The organism is Desulfocicer vacuolatum DSM 3385, from assembly GCF_900176365.1.
GTDB lineage: Bacteria > Desulfobacterota > Desulfobacteria > Desulfobacterales > Desulfobacteraceae > Desulfocicer > Desulfocicer vacuolatum.
This window is the reverse complement of record NZ_FWXY01000004.1, coordinates 216,869-234,018: the sequence shown is the minus strand read 5'-3', so window position 1 is coordinate 234,018 and position 17,150 is coordinate 216,869. Positions and strand designations below refer to the sequence as shown.

Annotated in this window: 10 protein-coding genes; all 10 read left to right on the top strand. The window is 49.3% G+C overall.

What is annotated here, in order from left to right; genetic code table 11:
- Positions 1–277 precede the first annotated feature (277 nt).
- Positions 278–1,036 carry a 3-oxoacyl-[acyl-carrier-protein] reductase gene (fabG, locus tag B9A32_RS05655; RefSeq protein WP_084067405.1) on the top strand — a complete coding sequence of 253 codons (759 nt, stop codon included), beginning with the start codon at positions 278–280 and terminating at the stop codon, positions 1,034–1,036.
- A 36-nt stretch (positions 1,037–1,072) separates the two neighbouring features.
- Positions 1,073–4,066: a transporter substrate-binding domain-containing protein gene (locus tag B9A32_RS05650; protein WP_084067404.1), complete on the top strand. Its 2,994-nt coding sequence runs from the start codon at positions 1,073–1,075 to the stop codon at positions 4,064–4,066.
- A gap of 370 nt (positions 4,067–4,436) precedes the next feature.
- Positions 4,437–5,372 carry an NADH-quinone oxidoreductase subunit B family protein gene (locus tag B9A32_RS05645; RefSeq protein ID WP_084067403.1) on the top strand — a complete coding sequence of 312 codons (936 nt, stop codon included), beginning with the start codon at positions 4,437–4,439 and terminating at the stop codon, positions 5,370–5,372.
- Between the two features lie 11 nt (positions 5,373–5,383).
- Positions 5,384–6,976, top strand: coding sequence for a nickel-dependent hydrogenase large subunit (locus B9A32_RS05640; protein ID WP_084067402.1), 1,593 nt, complete (start codon positions 5,384–5,386; stop codon positions 6,974–6,976).
- Between the two features lie 3 nt (positions 6,977–6,979).
- A complete protein-coding gene (locus tag B9A32_RS05635; RefSeq protein ID WP_084067401.1) occupies positions 6,980–7,459 on the top strand; it encodes a hydrogenase maturation protease in 480 nt (159 codons plus the stop codon).
- Between the two features lie 56 nt (positions 7,460–7,515).
- Complete coding sequence (locus tag B9A32_RS05630) at positions 7,516–10,584, top strand: response regulator (RefSeq protein ID WP_170923716.1); 3,069 nt, start codon at positions 7,516–7,518, stop codon at positions 10,582–10,584.
- Positions 10,585–10,635: 51 nt separating this feature from the next.
- Positions 10,636–11,592 (top strand): GGDEF domain-containing response regulator, encoded by a 957-nt coding sequence (locus B9A32_RS05625; protein ID WP_139795723.1) that lies wholly within the window; start codon positions 10,636–10,638, stop codon positions 11,590–11,592.
- Positions 11,593–11,742: 150 nt separating this feature from the next.
- Entirely contained in the window at positions 11,743–12,393 is a 651-nt protein-coding gene (locus B9A32_RS05620; RefSeq protein ID WP_084067399.1) for a GntR family transcriptional regulator, read from the top strand.
- A gap of 184 nt (positions 12,394–12,577) precedes the next feature.
- A complete protein-coding gene (locus B9A32_RS05615; RefSeq protein WP_084067398.1) occupies positions 12,578–13,906 on the top strand; it encodes an efflux RND transporter periplasmic adaptor subunit in 1,329 nt (442 codons plus the stop codon).
- Complete coding sequence (locus B9A32_RS05610) at positions 13,903–17,133, top strand: efflux RND transporter permease subunit (protein ID WP_084067397.1); 3,231 nt, start codon at positions 13,903–13,905, stop codon at positions 17,131–17,133. Before B9A32_RS05615 ends, B9A32_RS05610 begins: the two co-directional genes overlap by 4 nt.
- Positions 17,134–17,150 lie beyond the last annotated feature (17 nt).

Here is a 17,150-nt window from a genome sequence, read left to right as displayed (position 1 = left end):
ACATGGCTGTAATCTCCAGCCACAACAAATATAGGGTCGTAGACGCGGAGCCAAATGGTATTATGCCGCCGCCCCCCCGATGGGCAATGGGCCCGGACCGGAACTGTAGACAGCTCAATTGTCCGGTTCCTATTGCCCATCGGGGGGGCGGCTCTGCTGAGGTTGCTTTGGAGGCTGCCTTTTAATATAAAACCGCCACGGGCGGACCGTATTTTGATAAGGTCTGCCCGTGGCAGTTATAAAAAAACAATGGTCTCAAAAAAGGAAATTTAAGCACATGAATTCATCTTTAAATTCACAAAAAACCGTCGAATGCAGTGAAATTGCCCTGGTAACAGGTGCCAGCCGGGGAATAGGGCGCTTTGTTGCATTGGATCTTGCAGCAACAGGCAGACATATACTCATTAATTATATCAAGAATGAAGCCGCAGCAAAAGATACCTTATGCAGCATTGAAAATGCCGGAGGAAGTGGAGAAATCATCTGCTTTGATGTGGCAGACCGGGATCAGACAGAAACAACTGTAAAAAATATTCTGGAAAAACATAAAAAAATTGATATTCTGGTGAACAATGCCGGAATCACAGACGACACCCTCATGGTACGGATGAAACCGGAGAAATGGCAAAGGGTTCTGGATACAAACCTCACAGGATTTTACAATGTCACCCGGTTTGTGGTAAAATCAATGATTCGAAAAAATTTTGGCAGAATTGTAAATATCACCTCGACCTCGGGACAAATGGGCCAGGCAGGTCAGGTTAACTACTCAGCTTCCAAAGCGGGGCTCATCGGTGCCACCAAAGCGCTTTCCAGGGAAGTCTCATCAAGGAATATAACGGTGAATGCAGTTTCTCCGGGTTTCATTGACACCGAAATGGTGAAAAACCTCTCCCTGGAAGAAATAGCAAAAACCATTCCCATGAAACGGGCAGGAACGCCCCGGGAGGTTGCTTCAGCCGTCACCTTTTTTTGTTCCCACCAGGCGTCTTACATCACAGGTCAGGTTCTCGGTGTCAATGGAGGCATTGCATAAAAAAACAAACACATTAAGCATAAGGACAAATCTAAAATGACAACCTCCAGGCAGGTCAACCGCTTTCATGGCAAGTGGCCCCATATTTTGTTCCTGCTGTGTCTACTGTCCTTTATTTTTGGGATAAAACCCATGGCATGGGCAAAACAGCCCCCGGTGAAATTGAACTTATCCCCGGAAGAGCAGGCGTTTATCTGGAAACATCCAGTGATCCGGGTGAGCAACGAGCTCGATTGGCCCCCCTTTGACTTTGCCATTGGGAATCAGCCATTTGGGTTCAGCATTGACCTTATGAATATTGTGGGACAACGCCTGGGAGTAGAAATTAAATACATCAACGGATATTCCTGGACAGAATTGATAAACCGGTTCAAAAACGGCCACATTGACATCATCCAATCTGCATACAAAACCCCCAAAAGGGAAACCTTTGCTCTTTTCAGCAGCCCCTATTACAAAGATAAAACGGTTTTTATCATACCAAGATATGCCCAGGCCGTTTCCGGCATCAATCAATTCCGGGGAAAAATTATGGCTGTCCCCACAGGATATGCCCATGAACATTTTCTAAAAAAACATCACCCTGATATCCATATACTGAGGCTGACAAATATGGAAGAAGCCTTCCAGGCAGTCATTGACGGACGGGCAGACGGAACCATTGAACTTTTTGCTGTGGCCCGATTCATGTTTGAAAAAAACTATGTGGACGCTCTTAAAATTTCAGGTTGGTTCAAAGAATATGATCAGGGAAAAAAAAGATCCCTCCACCTGATGGTCCCCAAAAAATTCCCCCTGCTCCACGGCATGTTGGAAAAAGCCCTGGCCTCCATTCCCCCCGGCGAACTCATCGAACTTGAAAAAAAATGGCTGGGATATCGAAACATTCATCCCAGTCAAAAACTCTCCCTGGCTCCGGAAGAGGTATCTTTTCTACAAAAAAATCCCCTTATCCGGGTTGCCAATGAAATGGACTGGCCCCCTTTTGACTACATGAGAAACGGAAAACCTGCAGGATTTGTCATGGATTACCTGGATCTCATCGGAGAAACCATTGGAATCAAATTTGACATCATCAACGGTTTTTCATGGCCCCAACTCCTTGAAATGGGCAGGCAAAAACAGATTGATCTTTTTCCAGGAATCTGGAAAACCCGGGAGAGAGAATCTTTTTTAATATTCACCCAGCCTTATATGAAGCTTGTCAAAGTACTGGTGTCCAAGGATTCCACATGGAATCGTTTTAAATCGCTGTCTGAATTAAAAAACAAAAAAATTGCCCTGCCCAAAGGATATGCCCTCACCGAACTTATCATTCAGGAACATCCAGGCCCCGAGTACATCATCGTAAACAACACCACCCAGGGCTTAAATCAGCTGGCTTTGGGCATGGTTGACGGATTTGTGGGAACCCTTGGCGTCATTAATCACATTATAAAAAGCCATTTCATTAATGACATCAAGGTAATCATGGAAGTTGAAGTCTCCCGGGAACTGCCCCTGCAAATGGCCGTGAGAAATGACTGGCCAATGATGCAAAATATCCTTAACAAAGCCATTGCAATCATTACACCGGAGCAGTTCAATGAACTTACCTCCAAATGGATGGCCCCCCAGGAAGATTCGGCAACAATAAAGAATCTGTCCCTGGCGGAAAAAAAATATCTTCAACAAAAAAAAGAATTTACCGTCTGCGTTGCAAACCCCCATCATCCTCCCTATGAATACATTACCAAGGAGGGAGATTACCGGGGAATTGTTGCAGAATATTACAAACATCTTTCAGACAAAATAGGTCTGCCCTTTAAATGGTATATACAACATGACACCCCCAAAAACCATTCCGAAGGTAGATACCGGCATTGCGATATTATTTCCATGATACAGACAGGGGATGTGGTGTCTGCTGACGTCCAGACAACGCTGCCCTATGTCGCATATCCCCTGGTCATTGCCACGGACAACAAAGCCCTTTACATCAACACCCTTGAAGGACTTTCCCAGAAAAAAATCGGTATTTGTCGCAACACATCTTTCTATTCAATCCTCCGGGGAAAATACCCGGAAATGCAATTCGTTCCCGTGGATAGCGTTGAACAAGGCCTTGCCATGGTCCAGAAACAATCCCTTTTCGGATTCATCCACACCGCCCCTGAAATCGGTTATTATATTCAAAAGCAACAAATTCTTGACATCAAAATATCCGGCGAAATTCCCATGAAAATTCATTTCAAATCCGGGGTAAGAGGTGACAATGCCGTCCTATCTGCCATCCTGGAAAAGGCAAACAACTCATTGACCCGGGAAGAGCACCACCGACTGTTCCAGAACTGGATGCAGCTAAATTACCAGACAGGAATTGATTATGCTCTTATATGGAAACTGGGGGCACTGGGGGTGCTGGCAGGGACATTTTTAATTTACCGCCAACGCTACATGTCCCAGTACAATGAAAAACTTGCCACCTTAAACCATGAACTTCTCCAGGCCAACAGAAAACTTGAAACCATGTCATACATAGATGGACTCACCCAGATTTCCAACCGCAGACGATTTGACATGGTTCTTTCAATGGAGTGGCAACGATGTGAACGCAATCGACACCCGCTGACTCTGATCATGATAGACATTGATTATTTCAAACTTTACAATGACCGTTATGGCCACCTTGCCGGTGATGACTGTCTAAAAAAAGTGGCTCGGACATTAAGCCAGGCATCGGGACGGGCAGCAGATTTTGCGGCACGATACGGTGGAGAAGAGTTTGCCGTCATTTTGCCGGACACCGATGAAAAGGGCGGCCAAGCCGTGGCAGAAAAAATCATGGCTGACATTAAGGCCCTTGAAATCCCCCATGAAACCTCCCTGGTGAAAAAATATGTTTCCGTGAGCATGGGAGTGGCTTCCATGGTACCCATTGCCACCCTTGCTCCCATGCACATCGTGGATTCAGCAGACCGGTTGCTGTACCGGGCAAAAAAACAAGGCAGAAATCAATATGCCTTTTCCACAATACCCGCTGAAACATGAAGGCAGATAATAAGTATTCGGCTTGGTTATGTAAATGTTTGGGCAGTGCTCACATTTACGGCAGATAAAAGCAGGCTTGGGCTTGGAACGGTATGCATCCGGGCTTTGAAAATCAAAGGGCTATCTTTTGTCAGGCCCATGCACTCCTCTTTTACTTTTGTCCGTGACTTGAAAAAAACCACATGCTATAACCGCCATGGGCGGGCCGTATTGTGATCCGGCTCTGCCCAAAACAAAACTTGAAATACACTCTCATCTGCGGAGTATTTCATGTAAAATGCGGTTTAGCCTTGGAACTCAGCCTTTGGCAAACCCCAATATGCTGCCGACACAAACTCGAAAAACACCATCAACAAATGGGGGAAAGCCCATGAAAACAGTTTACTGGCTTCAGGCAGGCGGATGTGGCGGAGACACCTATTCGCTTTTAAGCAGTGATTTTCTGGATGTCAATGCGCTGTTTAACACCCTTAACATTGATCTGCTGTGGCACCCTTCCCTTTCCAGCCTTTCCCATACCTCCCACCGGAAAATGGTGGATCAAATCACATCTGGAAAGATTGAGCTGGATATTCTGGTGGTGGAGGGTGCCATTATCTGTGGACCTGCCGGCACCGGCATGTTTGACACCCTCAATGGGCGGGCCAAGAAAGAGCTGTTCCACCTCCTTGCCCACCAGGCCCAAGTGGTGGTGGCCCTGGGCACCTGTGCCGCCTTTGGAGGGTTTGGTGTGGACCATGCCATTGAAGCCACAGGCCTGCAATTTCGAAAAAAAGAAAAAGGCGGTGCCCTGGGTGCCGGATTCAGGGCAAAATCAGGCCTTCCGGTGATCAACCTTGCAGGCTGTCCCTGTCATCACGATGTCATTGCCGGGACCCTCATGGCCCTGGCCGGGGATACCCCACTGGAACTTGACAAATTCCAGCGCCCCCTGGAGTGGTACAGCACCATGGTTCACCAGGGATGTACGCGCAATGAATACCACGAATATCGCATTGAAGAATCGGATTTTGGCGAAATGGGGTGCCTTTTTTTTCACATGGGTTGTGCCGGTCCCCTGGTTCCCGGTCCCTGCAATAAATTGCTCTGGAATCGCCATTCCTCAAAACCCCGGGCCGGGGTTCCCTGTTTTGGATGCACAGACCCTGATTTCCCCCGGGCGATTTCCTTTTTTCACACCCCAAACATCGAAGGAATTCCCCTGGAACTTCCCCGGGGGGTGAACCGGGCGCACTACATGGTCTACAAGGGAATGGCGGCCGAAGCTGCCCCGGATCGCTTGAAAAAACGAAGTTCCAAAGTCTGAGGAAAATATAGATGTCCCAAATTATTAAAGGTTTAAACATCCCTGTGAACCGGGTGGAAGGAGATCTTGAAGTCCGGGTGGATGTTGTTGATCACCGCATAGACAACGCCTGGAGTGCTGGCACCATGTTCCGGGGATTTGAATCCATGATGGTGGGAAGGGGCCCCTTGGACGGCCTTGTCATCACCCCCCGCATCTGTGGTATCTGCAGCCTGACCCATCTTTCTGCGGCGGTAACAGCCCTGGATAGCATCACCGGTATCACCCCGCCGGACAATGCCATTCGCCTTCGCAATATTGCGCTTATTGCAGAAACCATCCAAAGCGATATGCGCCAGGCCATTCTCATGTACATGGCCGATTTCACCAATGCCCAGGCCTACCGCCACCATCCCCTTTTTAAAGAGGCCGTGGATCGCTACCAGATGCTCAAAGGTACCAGCGTATTGGAAGTCATCCGAAAAACCAAACGTCTCATTGAGGTCATTGCCATCATCGGAGGCCAGTGGCCCCACACCTCCTTTATGGTACCCGGCGGAGTTACCTCCATTCCTGATACGGCCAAACTCATGCAGTGCCGTCTCATCATTGAGCAATTCAAAGAGTGGTTTGAATCCCGGGTTCTGGGCTGCACCATGGAACGATGGCAGGCCGTAAGTAGCTTCAAGGACCTTGAAAACTGGCTTGGGGAATCCCCCTGCCACCGGAACAGCGAAGTGGGCTTTTTTCTGCGATTTGCCTGGAAAGCCGGCCTTGACACCTTTGGCAGGGGAACGGACAATTATATTTCCTTTGGTAATTTTCCCTTTCCCCGGCACACCGGTGTGGTTCCCCTGAATCAAATCAATGATAAAGATGAGCCGGGAAAAAGGCAAAATCTTGTTCTCACCGCACCCGGATTTGCCACAGGTATCACCCCCCGGCCCCTGGACCCAACCAAAATAACGGAAGATGTGTCTGCGGCCTGGTTTGAACAGGAAAAAACCACCCTCCACCCCTTTGACGGCATCACCCGGCCCTATGCTTCGGGCAGCAGCGGTGAAAAATACTCCTGGGTCAAAGCGCCCCGGTATAACAGTGTTCCCGCCGAAACCGGCCCCCTGGCAGAGATGATCATGGACAAAGTGCCGTTGTTCCATGACATGATCCAACAAAAAGGGGCCAGCGCACTCATTCGCCAGCTGGCCCGCATGGTACGTCCTGCCTCATTGCTTCCGGCCATGGGCACCTGGCTCAATGAACTTATGACCCATCGTGACGCGCCTTTTTACACCTCTGTTAAAAGCATCCCCGACGGTGAGGGCGCAGGCATGGTGCAAGCCCCCCGGGGGGCCCTGGGTCATTGGGTAAAAATAAAAAACCGAAAAATCAGCCACTATCAGATCATCACCCCCACAGCCTGGAACGGTTCTCCCCGGGACAAAAACAAACACCCAGGCCCCTGGGAAAAAGCGTTAAAGGGTGTGGCGTTAAAAAATCTGGAAAACCCTGTGGAAGCAGGACATGTTATTCGTTCCTTTGATCCATGCATGGTGTGTGCCGTACATACCCTGAAAAAAGACGGCACCCCCCACAAAAAATTCCACACCGGATGGACATTCTAATCCATGCAAGACAGAATCATCTGTCTGGGAAATCGGCTCAAACAAGAGGACCGGGCCGGTCTTCAAGTGTATGATCGTCTGTTTAAGAGAAAATTACCCCAACAAATAGAACTCATTGAAGGGGGAATTTCAGGGCTTAATCTGCTCTGTTTTCTGGAAAATGTCGCAACTGTGGTGTTTGTGGATGCAATTTCGGGATTCACCCACCCCGACGGGGTGGTGGTCCTCACCCGGCACCAGATAGAAACAGCATCCCAGTGCCTCCATTACGGCCATGATGCCGGTGTGGCCTATCTTCTGGCCATGATGCCCCGGGTATGTACCCCCCCCTTGCCCCGGGATATTTTTCTGGTGGGTCTGGAAGGGCAATGCAGTGAAAAGACCATTGAACATGCCGCAGATATTGCCCAAGACATGGTTCAAACAGGTAAATATGGGGCACTGCCCAAACATTTACATTACCAAACAGGTAAAATTTACTAATAATCCCCCATCACAAAAAAAACAACATGTCAGGGAACCCGTTCATGCATATGTACATGGAAACAAAAAAAACCAATGCAGAACTTGAAGCAGAAAACCAGATGCTGCGCCGGGAAATCAAAGTGGCCCGGGAAGCTGCAGCCATAACAGCCCGTCTGGTGGTAAAACAATTTGAAAAAACCGACCAAACCCTGCACCATCTGGAAGCCGCCAACGCCCAGCGCCGGGCAGTTCTGGATGCCGCCACCCAGTTGTCCATCATATCCACCGACCTTGAGGGGAATATTACCCTTTTCAACAGCGGTGCCACCAACCTTCTGGGCTTCTCCCGGGAAGAAATGGTGGGCACACAAAACATCTCAGCCATCCATGATAAAAAAGAGTTAAGGCAATATGCCCATGTGTTAACCGGTGTCATGCCCGTGGAACCCGTTGCCATTGATATTTTTGCCCAGCATGTAAAACAGCAGATTTTCAAAACCCACGAATGGACCTATGTGTGTAAAAACGGCACACTTCTTCCTGTGAATCTATCCATCACCCCCTTTTACAATGTCCGGGGTATCATGCGGGGATATTTATTCACAGCCATGGACATGAGCCGCCAGAAGCAGATGAAGCAGGAATTGATCCAGGCCATGGAATCGGCAGAGTCTGCCAATGCCTCCAAAGGTGATTTTCTGGCCCGCATGAGCCATGAAATCAGAACCCCCATGAACGGCATCATCGGCATGGCCCATCTTATGGCAAACACATCCCTGAACACCACCCAGAAAAATTACCTTGATAAAATTCAAACCTCTGCCCGGACCCTTCTCAATCTGATCAATGATATACTTGACTTTTCCAAAATTGATGCCGGAAAATTGACCCTTGAATCCATTGATTTTCGCCTGGAAGAGGTGATGGCCAACCTGGTCAACACCATTGGTTTCCAGGCCGAAGACAAGGGCCTGGAATTTCTATTCCGGCTGGACAAAAAAATTCCCTCCCGTCTCAAGGGAGATCCCCTGCGTTTAGGGCAAATTTTGATGAATCTGGCAGGGAATGCCATTAAATTCACCGAATCCGGAGAAATAATTATCTCTGTCACTCTTGAAGAGCACGATGATTTTGACACCACCGCAATGCCCGGGCCGGGGATTAAAAGCCCCCTGGAAAAAGAAAAACACCATGAACCGTCCCCTTGTTCCCTGTCCCAAAATTCACAGGTTATATTAAAATTTTCCGTCAAAGACAGTGGGGTGGGGCTACGTTCGGAACAAATCGATTCTCTTTTTGATGCTTTCAGTCAGGCAGATGACTCCATCACCCGGAAATATGGGGGTACCGGCCTGGGTCTTTCCATATGCAGTCAGCTCACCCGGATGATGGGGGGCAACATCTGGGTGGAGAGCACACCCGGGGAGGGCTCCACCTTTATTTTTACGGTAAAACTCCAGTACTCCCAAAACCGGATCTCTTCCCCCGCCACTGAGCAAAAGCGACTGCTTGGACACCGGGCCCTTGTGGTGGATGATAATCGCTCTGCACGGGAATTACTGGTTTCCATGCTGGAATCCTTTGGCATGCAGGTGGACAGCGCACCCGGGGGACAAAGGGCACTGGACTGCCTGGGACAGGCCCTTAAAGCTAATATGCCCTATGATGTGGTACTGCTGGACTGGATCATGCCCGGAATGGACGGCATTGAAACAGCACGCCGCATCAAAGCCAACGGAGCTCTGGCCAAAACTCCTGCCATGCTCATGGTGACAGCCAATGGAAGAGATGAGGCACGTATGGCAGCCCAAAAAACCGGGATCAAAGCCTTTTTATTAAAACCGGTGTATCCATCGGTGATGTACAATACCCTCCAGGAAACCCTTGGCATCCCCCCCATGCCCCATGACATATCATCCCGGTCACCATCCAAGGCCTCTTTTGCAGCGTCCGCCCAAAAAAACATCCGAAAAGCCCATATTCTCCTGGTGGAAGACAATGCCATCAACCAGGAGGTGGCACGTATATTTCTTGAAGATGTGGGTATGCAGGTGGACATTGCAGAAAATGGCCAAACCTGCCTTGATATGATGGAAAAAAAATCCTATGATCTGATCTTCATGGATATTCAGATGCCGGTACTGGACGGCCTGGAAACCACCAGAATCATTCGAAACAAAAAAAAACTGCACCAGATTCCCATCATTGCCATGACGGCCCATGCCATGGCAGGGGATCGGGAAAAAAGTCTTAAAGCCGGCATGAACGGTCATTTAAACAAACCGGTTAACCCTCAAAAACTATACCAGATCCTCCAGCATTTCATCCCTAAAAAAACGGAGCACCCCCCTTCTCGAAAAAATACATCAAAAAGCGCATCCCCCGGCATAAATGATGGGCCAACCAAAGAGAATACCCCCAAAAGTACACACATATCTCAGGAAGAATATCCAAATTCCATCCTGGACTCCATACAGGGAATCAATCTGTCCAAAGCCCTTGAAAATCTGGGACAGAAACCGGAACTGTTGCTCACTATTCTCCGGGATTTTAAGAAAAATTATGGAAACCATGGCAATTACCTGGATGAATTACTTAAACAAAAAAAGTTCAAAAAAATCAGGGAGTGCGCCCACACCATAAAAGGTATATCCGGATATATGGCGGCAGATGAACTGTTCCACAAAGCCTCAGCTCTGGAAAATCACCTGAAACGCATTGAAGCTGAGAGTCAAACACCCCCCAACAATCCATCATCCCCCGGGGTGGTGGATGTTTCCCCGGTTCATGGGTTTATCCATGAAATTGAAATCATGCTAAAAAACCTGGAACAGCTGCCTGATAAAAAAAGAGTTATCTGTGTGAATCCCTCCAAAGAAAAAAAAGATACTCTTGGACAAACCGGTCGGAATATCTCAGATATGGACGAACAAAGCCATAGTATTCTCAAAGAATTCCATGCCCTTCTGCTTAAAGGAGAATTCATGGCCATGGATCTTGCGCCGGATGTGGAAAAAATCTTGAATGAATGGGGTCATGGGAATCTGTTCCGGGAAATCATGGACCTTCTGGATGATATTGAGTTTGAACAGGCTGCAGACAAAATGAAACAATGCATTAAAAAGTACCCATATGCAAAATAAAAAGCCCAACGCCATGAAGCCCGGATGTAAAAACAATGAAAGGTGGAAACCTTGGAAACTGATAAAAAATCGCGCATTTTGATTGTGGATGACGAAAAGATGAACCTGAAGGTACTGGCGGACCTTTTAAAAGAAACCTATGCACTAATTCTGGCCAGGAATGGCAAACAGGCCCTTAAGTTTGCCTTTCAGGAACCGCCACCGGATCTGATATTACTGGACGTTATCATGCCTGAAATGGGGGGCTATGAGGTAATTAAGCAACTCAAGGAAAATGAAAAAACAAAGGATATCCCCGTGATTTTCATCACAGCCCTGAACTCCATGGAAGATGAAGAACATGGTCTGAAACTGGGGGCAGTGGATTATATTGCCAAACCCTTTTCTCCCCCCATTGTTAAAATGCGAATCCACAACTATATCCGCTTTGTCCATCAGCACAAACTACTGGACAAGCTGGCCTACCTTGATGCCCTAACAGAAATCCCCAATCGCCGACGGTTTGATGAAGTTCTGAAAAATGAATTTGCCAGGGCCAGACGAAATGCCACCCCCTTGTCCCTTGGCATGGTGGATGTGGATTTTTTTAAACAATACAATGACCATTACGGCCATGCCATGGGAGATAAAACATTGTATCGCATTGCCTCGGCCCTTGTAAAAAGCATAAAACGTCCCGGTGATATGGTGGCCCGGTATGGCGGGGAAGAATTTGCTCTGATTCTGCCGGACACAGGCCACCGTTCCTCCCTTCAAGTGGGGGAAATGGCCAGGAAAGCAGTGTTGAAAGAAAAAATCCCCCATATTGACTCCACAATATTTCCCCATATTTCCGTGAGCATCGGCATGGGTACCATTGATTTTCCACAGCATCATGCTGTGGGTGTCATACCTTCCACCACAGCCCCGGAAAACGGCAACATTGAATATACACCGGAATTTCTTATCGAAATGGCAGATCAAAACCTGTACAGAGCCAAACAAAATGGCAGAAATCAAGTGTATTGAAAAAAGCGCCTGCCAATCCAAGAAGTGGAGTGGTTTCGATTGGATAAAGACATTGACAGGGAGAAGAGGGCTTGGTATGTCTTTTGTTTTTCAGTAGTGTTTTTATGGTATACAAAAAAAATAAATACACATATCAAGGATAATAAGTTAATGAACCAATCCATCTATACAATATTAAAAGAAAGAATTTTATTCCTTGAGTACAAACCGGGAGAAATTCTCAACGAAAATGTTCTGGCCAAGGAGTTTGGCGTCAGCCGGACCCCCATGCGGGAAATCCTTAACCGTCTGGAATGGGAAAAGCTGGCCCGGGTGATTGCCCGCACCGGAACCATGATAACAGAAATTGAATTTCAGCAGATGATGAACCTTTACCGGGCAAGATTTGAAATTGAGGGGCTTGCCGGACGACTTGCCGCAGAAGGGTTTACCCCTGAACATGGCCGGAAGATCGAAAAACTAAGGGCAGCATGCGGCGTTTTGGAAAAAAACAACAATCGGGAAAAAGACAAAAAAAAGCTGGTGCTGCTGGATCATGAATACAGGAGCATTCTTTACGATGCCGTTAATAATCCCGTGGTGACAGAAGTTTCCCAGGGGCTCTACGAACAGACATTTCGACTCTGGTACATCACCCTTGCCAGCGGCGACTGGCAAAATGAAATCGCCTCCGTTATCCAGGAATTTGGTGCTGTCAATGACGTACTTTTGTCGGGCAATACCCAGCAAGCCTATGATTTGAGAAAATCATTGCTGGTGGATCATTTTGACAGAATTAAAACAAAATTCCTGGGTATTTGAAATAAAGTGCATAGTCAAAACCGGTATTCAAAGAGATACATCCCCAGGTGCTTTGCATCACCTGCCTGTTAAAAATCAATCTTCCCAAAACCCAAATATGACATTGCACTGAATTTATGGTACTGAATTCTGACTGCCGGGTGCTGGCAGTGGATGATCAATTAAAAATGAAGAGGTGCAGTTCATGGCGCAGGAAAAAATAAAATCTCCCAAAGTAAGGGTACGGTTTTTTTTCAGTATATTGATTCTCATTGCCGGGGCCGGGGCCATGATGGGTCTGAAAGCCATGAAGGTCCCCCCCCGGGAAGCAGTGCGACCGGAAAAGATCATGCGGGTTAAAACCCTCATGGCCCAACCCCGGAATGTGGCAGTATTGATCCAGGGGTTTGGGGAGGTACGCTGCCTCAATACCCTGGACATTGCACCGGAGGTATCCGGCAAAATTGTTTCCGTCCACCCCCGTCTGGAGGTGGGGGAAATTGTTGAAAAAGGCGATCTTCTTTTCACCGTGGACCCGGTGAACTATCAATCGGCCCTGGACCAGGCCCGGGCCACGGTAAAAAAGCAGGAGCAAACCATCTCCCGCCTCACAACAGAACTGAAACTGGAAAAAAAACGCCTTGCCACCCTGGAACGAAACCGTGATCTGGCCGGGACTGAATTTCAACGGGTGGCATCCTTGTTTCGTAACGATCGGGTGGGAACCCGTTCCAGTGTGGACAGGGCAGAACAGACCTATAACACCACCCGGGATCTTGTGGATCAGATGACCCGCATGCTGGCCATTTATCCCATTCAGATCCAGGAAAACAAAAGCGCCCTGGCCGGGGCCAGAGCGGCCCTTTCCACAGCCCTTGCCAATGTAAAACGATGCCGGGTGACAGCCCCCTTCAAAGGACGATTAAAATCGGTATCTGTGGAACAGGGTGCCCATGCCACCCCCGGAGTAACCCTCCTTACCCTGGCTGATGATTCTTTGCTGGAAATCCATGTTCCCCTGGACAGCCGGGATGTGAACGACTGGCTGGAATTTGACACAAAGGATACCGCCCTTGACCAGGCATGGTTTTCCGGCATCCGTCCCGTTGATGTGGAGATCCATTGGACTGAAAACCCCCGGGGAGCTGCCTGGGTGGGCCACCTGCACCGCACCGTGGCCTTTGATCCGGCCAGCCGCACCGTCACCGTGGCTGTGCGGATACCAGCCCGGAACGCCATGGCCGGTAAAAATCTGCCTTTGGTGGAGGGGATGTTTTGCAGGGTTGCCATACCGGGGAAGCAATTGCACAATGTGGTGGCCCTTCCCAGGTGGGCCGTCACCTTTGAAAATACCGTTTATGCCGTAAAAAACGGACGTCTTAAAACCCTGCCGGTGAGCGTGGCCCGGACCCAGGGGGAAGAGACCTATGTGTCCCATGGTATTTCTCCGGGGCAGGAAATTATCATCACCCGTCTGGTGGCCCCCCTTGAAAACACCCTGCTTGATATTGTCTCTTCCCGGGAGGGGTCATGAAAAAAATACTTGCCGCCTTTGCCGCTAACACTGTTTTTGCCAATATTTTACTGTTGTTGATTTTTCTTGCTGCGGGCTTTGCCCTTAATTCCATGATCCGGGAAATTTTTCCCGAATTCTCCCTGGATATGATCTCCATCTCCGTACCCTACCCCGGGGCTGATCCAGAAGAGACCGAAGAGGGCATCAGTCGCAAGATAGAAGAGGCCATTGAAGAAATTGAGGGCATTGATCAATACACCACCCGCTCCTCAGAAAACATTGCCACGGCCCAGATAGAGGTGGATGAAAATTATGATGTCCAGGAGGTGCTGGACAAAGTCCGAAGCAAGGTGGACGGTATCTCCACCTTTCCCGTGGATGCCGAAGAGCCCGTTATTTCAGAAATCACCCTGAAAGAATCGGTGCTCATGCTGGCCTTGTCCGCAGATATGTCTGAACGACGCCTCAAGGAGTGGGCCTATGGCATGGAGGACGAAATCCAGCAGCTGCCCCAGGTGTCCCAGGCCACCATCTCCGGCACCCGGGACTATGAGATCGGCATTGAGGTGTCGGAATCACGCTTGCGGGAATATGGTCTCACCTTTGACCGGGTGGTGTCTGCGGTGCAAAAAAGCAATATAAACCTGGCCGGGGGCACCCTTCGCACCCAGGGAGAAGAGATCCGGGTGCGCACCCTGGGTCGAAAATACACCGGCCGGGATCTTGCCGACATTGTGGTGCTGGCAGGTCCGGATGGGGAACGCATCACACTGGACCGGCTGGCAAAAATTGATGACGGATTTGCCCAGGACCCCATCAGGGCCAGGGTGGATGGAAGGCCTGCGGTGCTCATCAATGTGCTGAAAACCCAGGCAGAAGATGCCCTGGTGATTTCCCGGGCCGTTCACAAATTTGTCATTGAAAAACAAAAAATTCTTCCCCCCGGCGCTGAAATCTCCGTGATTTATGATGCCACAGACATGCTCCAGGACCGCATTGATCTTTTGATGAAAAACGGCATCATCGGCCTTGGCCTGGTATTTTTTCTGTTGTGGCTGTTTCTGGATATTCGTCTCAGTTTCTGGGCCGGCATGGGTATTCCCATATCCCTTGGGGGCGGTGTGGTGATTCTGTGGCTCCTGGGGGGGACCATTAACATGATCTCCCTGTTCGGACTTATCATGGTGCTGGGGATTGTGGTGGATGATGCCATTGTGGTGGGAGAGGCGATCTTTGTCCATCGCAAACATGGAGAACCTCCTTTAAAAGCTGCAGTTGAAGGGGTGTGGGAGGTGGGTATGCCTGTGGTGGCGGCTGTTATCACCACCATTGTGGCATTTTCACCCCTGGCCTACATCAGCGGCATCATGGGAAAATTCATCTCCATTCTTCCGGTGGTGGTCATTGCCTGCCTTGTGATCTCCCTTGTGGAGTGTCTTGTTCTATTACCTGCCCATTTAAGCCATTTGCCCGACCCCAATGCTCCTAAAAAAACAACCCGGATATTTCTTTTTTCATGGATCACAAAACTTCACAGCGCTGTGGCCCGGGGGCTTGAGTGGTTTGTGCTCAGGGTGTATTCTCCCTTTTTGACCAAGGCCCTTCGCTGGCGATATCTATCCTTGTGTTCTGCCCTTGCCCTTTTCATGGTGATATTGGGATTCATGCAGGGGGGGCTGCTTAAATTCAAGGTATTTTCCGATCTGGACGGTTTTATCATTACCTCCACCGTGGAATTCCCCAATGGCACCCCGCCGGAAGTGACCCAGGCGGCCATGGAACAGGTGGAGGCGGCCATGATTCGTCTCAATGGAAAAATCAATACCCTTTCCGGAGAACCCCTGCTGAAAAAAAGCCTGGTGCTGGTGGGGGTCACCGCCGGGGAGATGCCAAGCTTCGGTCCCAATTACGGAAGCATGCACGCCGTGCTACTGCCCTCGGAAAAGCGGGGCATCCACTCAAAAGAGATTATGGTGATGTGGGAAAAAGAGGTGGGGACCATTGCCGGTGTAAAATCCCTCACCTTTGAGGGCATGGCAGCAGGCCCCCCCGGGGCCCCCATTGAGGTGTGGATACAAGGCCATGACATGGATGCCATTCGAAAGGCCTCCCGGGATCTCCAGGACCGACTGGCCTCCTTTGACGGAGTTTTTCAGATTCGATCGGATTTTTCACCGGGTAAAAATGAGCTGCGCCTGGCATTAAAACCCGAGGCCCGGAGCCTTGGCCTTACAGTGGAAGCACTGGCCCGCCAGGTGTATGCCGGATATTTCGGCCAGGAGGCGGTGCGTCTCCAACGGGGCCGGGATGATGTTAAAATCATGGTGCGATACACCGAAAAAGAGCGCAGCCGTTTATCGGATTTTAAAAAAATTCGCATCCGCACCCCCCAGGGCCGGGAAGTGCCTTTATTATCTGTTGCCACCGTGGCATTCGGACCGGGCTATTCCACCATCACCCGTACCAACGGCATGCGCCGGGTGGCGGTGAGTGCAGATGTGGACAACAACCGGGCCAATGCCAATGAAATCATGGCAGAGCTCTCCTCCGGCTATTTTAAATCCCTGAATAAAAAATATCCCGGGCTATACATTTCCCTTCAGGGGGAAAAGAAAAAAATGCGGGAGTCCTTTTCCAGCCTCATGGTGGGCTTTCCCATGGCCATAGTGGGTATTTTTATCATCATTGCCACCATGTTTCGCTCCTATGTTCAACCCTTTGTGATCCTGATCACCGTACCCTTTGGCATTATCGGAGCCATTCTGGGGCATCTGGCATTGGGATATGATCTGTCTTTGATGAGTATTTTCGGCATGGTGGCCCTCACCGGGGTGGTGGTCAATGATGCCATTGTGCTCATTGAACGCATCAATGAAAACCTTGCTGAAGGCATGCCCTTTGAAGAGGCTCTGCTGATGGGGGGAAGACGACGATTCCGGGCCATTTTGCTCACCACCCTGAGTACAGTGGGGGGGCTTGCCCCGTTGATCATGGAGACGGACCTCCAGGCAAAATTTCTCATCCCCATGGCCCTGTCCCTGGCTGGGGGGGTGGCCTTTGCCACGCTGTTGACCCTGGTGTTGATTCCCAATCTATTGATGATTTTAAATGATTTTCGCCGCCTTGTTTCCAAGGTACGGTTTGGCACCTGGCCTTCCCGGGAGGATGTGGAACCGGCCCGGAACCGCCGACTGGACAGAATGAACGAGGATGCAGGCGTTGGAGCGATTCAACCCAAAACCTAAATTTTCAAATTACTAAG

Bases quoted from the DNA above. Each gene is read 5' to 3' on its own strand.
- fabG (WP_084067405.1), top strand. From the start codon at position 278: ATGAATTCATCTTTAAATTCACAAAAAACCGTCGAATGCAGTGAAATT.
- B9A32_RS05650 (WP_084067404.1), top strand. From the start codon at position 1,073: ATGACAACCTCCAGGCAGGTCAACCGCTTTCATGGCAAGTGGCCCCAT.
- B9A32_RS05645 (WP_084067403.1), top strand. From the start codon at position 4,437: ATGAAAACAGTTTACTGGCTTCAGGCAGGCGGATGTGGCGGAGACACC.
- B9A32_RS05640 (WP_084067402.1), top strand. From the start codon at position 5,384: ATGTCCCAAATTATTAAAGGTTTAAACATCCCTGTGAACCGGGTGGAA.
- B9A32_RS05635 (WP_084067401.1), top strand. From the start codon at position 6,980: ATGCAAGACAGAATCATCTGTCTGGGAAATCGGCTCAAACAAGAGGAC.
- B9A32_RS05630 (WP_170923716.1), top strand. From the start codon at position 7,516: ATGGAAACAAAAAAAACCAATGCAGAACTTGAAGCAGAAAACCAGATG.
- B9A32_RS05620 (WP_084067399.1), top strand. From the start codon at position 11,743: ATGAACCAATCCATCTATACAATATTAAAAGAAAGAATTTTATTCCTT.
- B9A32_RS05615 (WP_084067398.1), top strand. From the start codon at position 12,578: ATGGCGCAGGAAAAAATAAAATCTCCCAAAGTAAGGGTACGGTTTTTT.
- B9A32_RS05610 (WP_084067397.1), top strand. From the start codon at position 13,903: ATGAAAAAAATACTTGCCGCCTTTGCCGCTAACACTGTTTTTGCCAAT.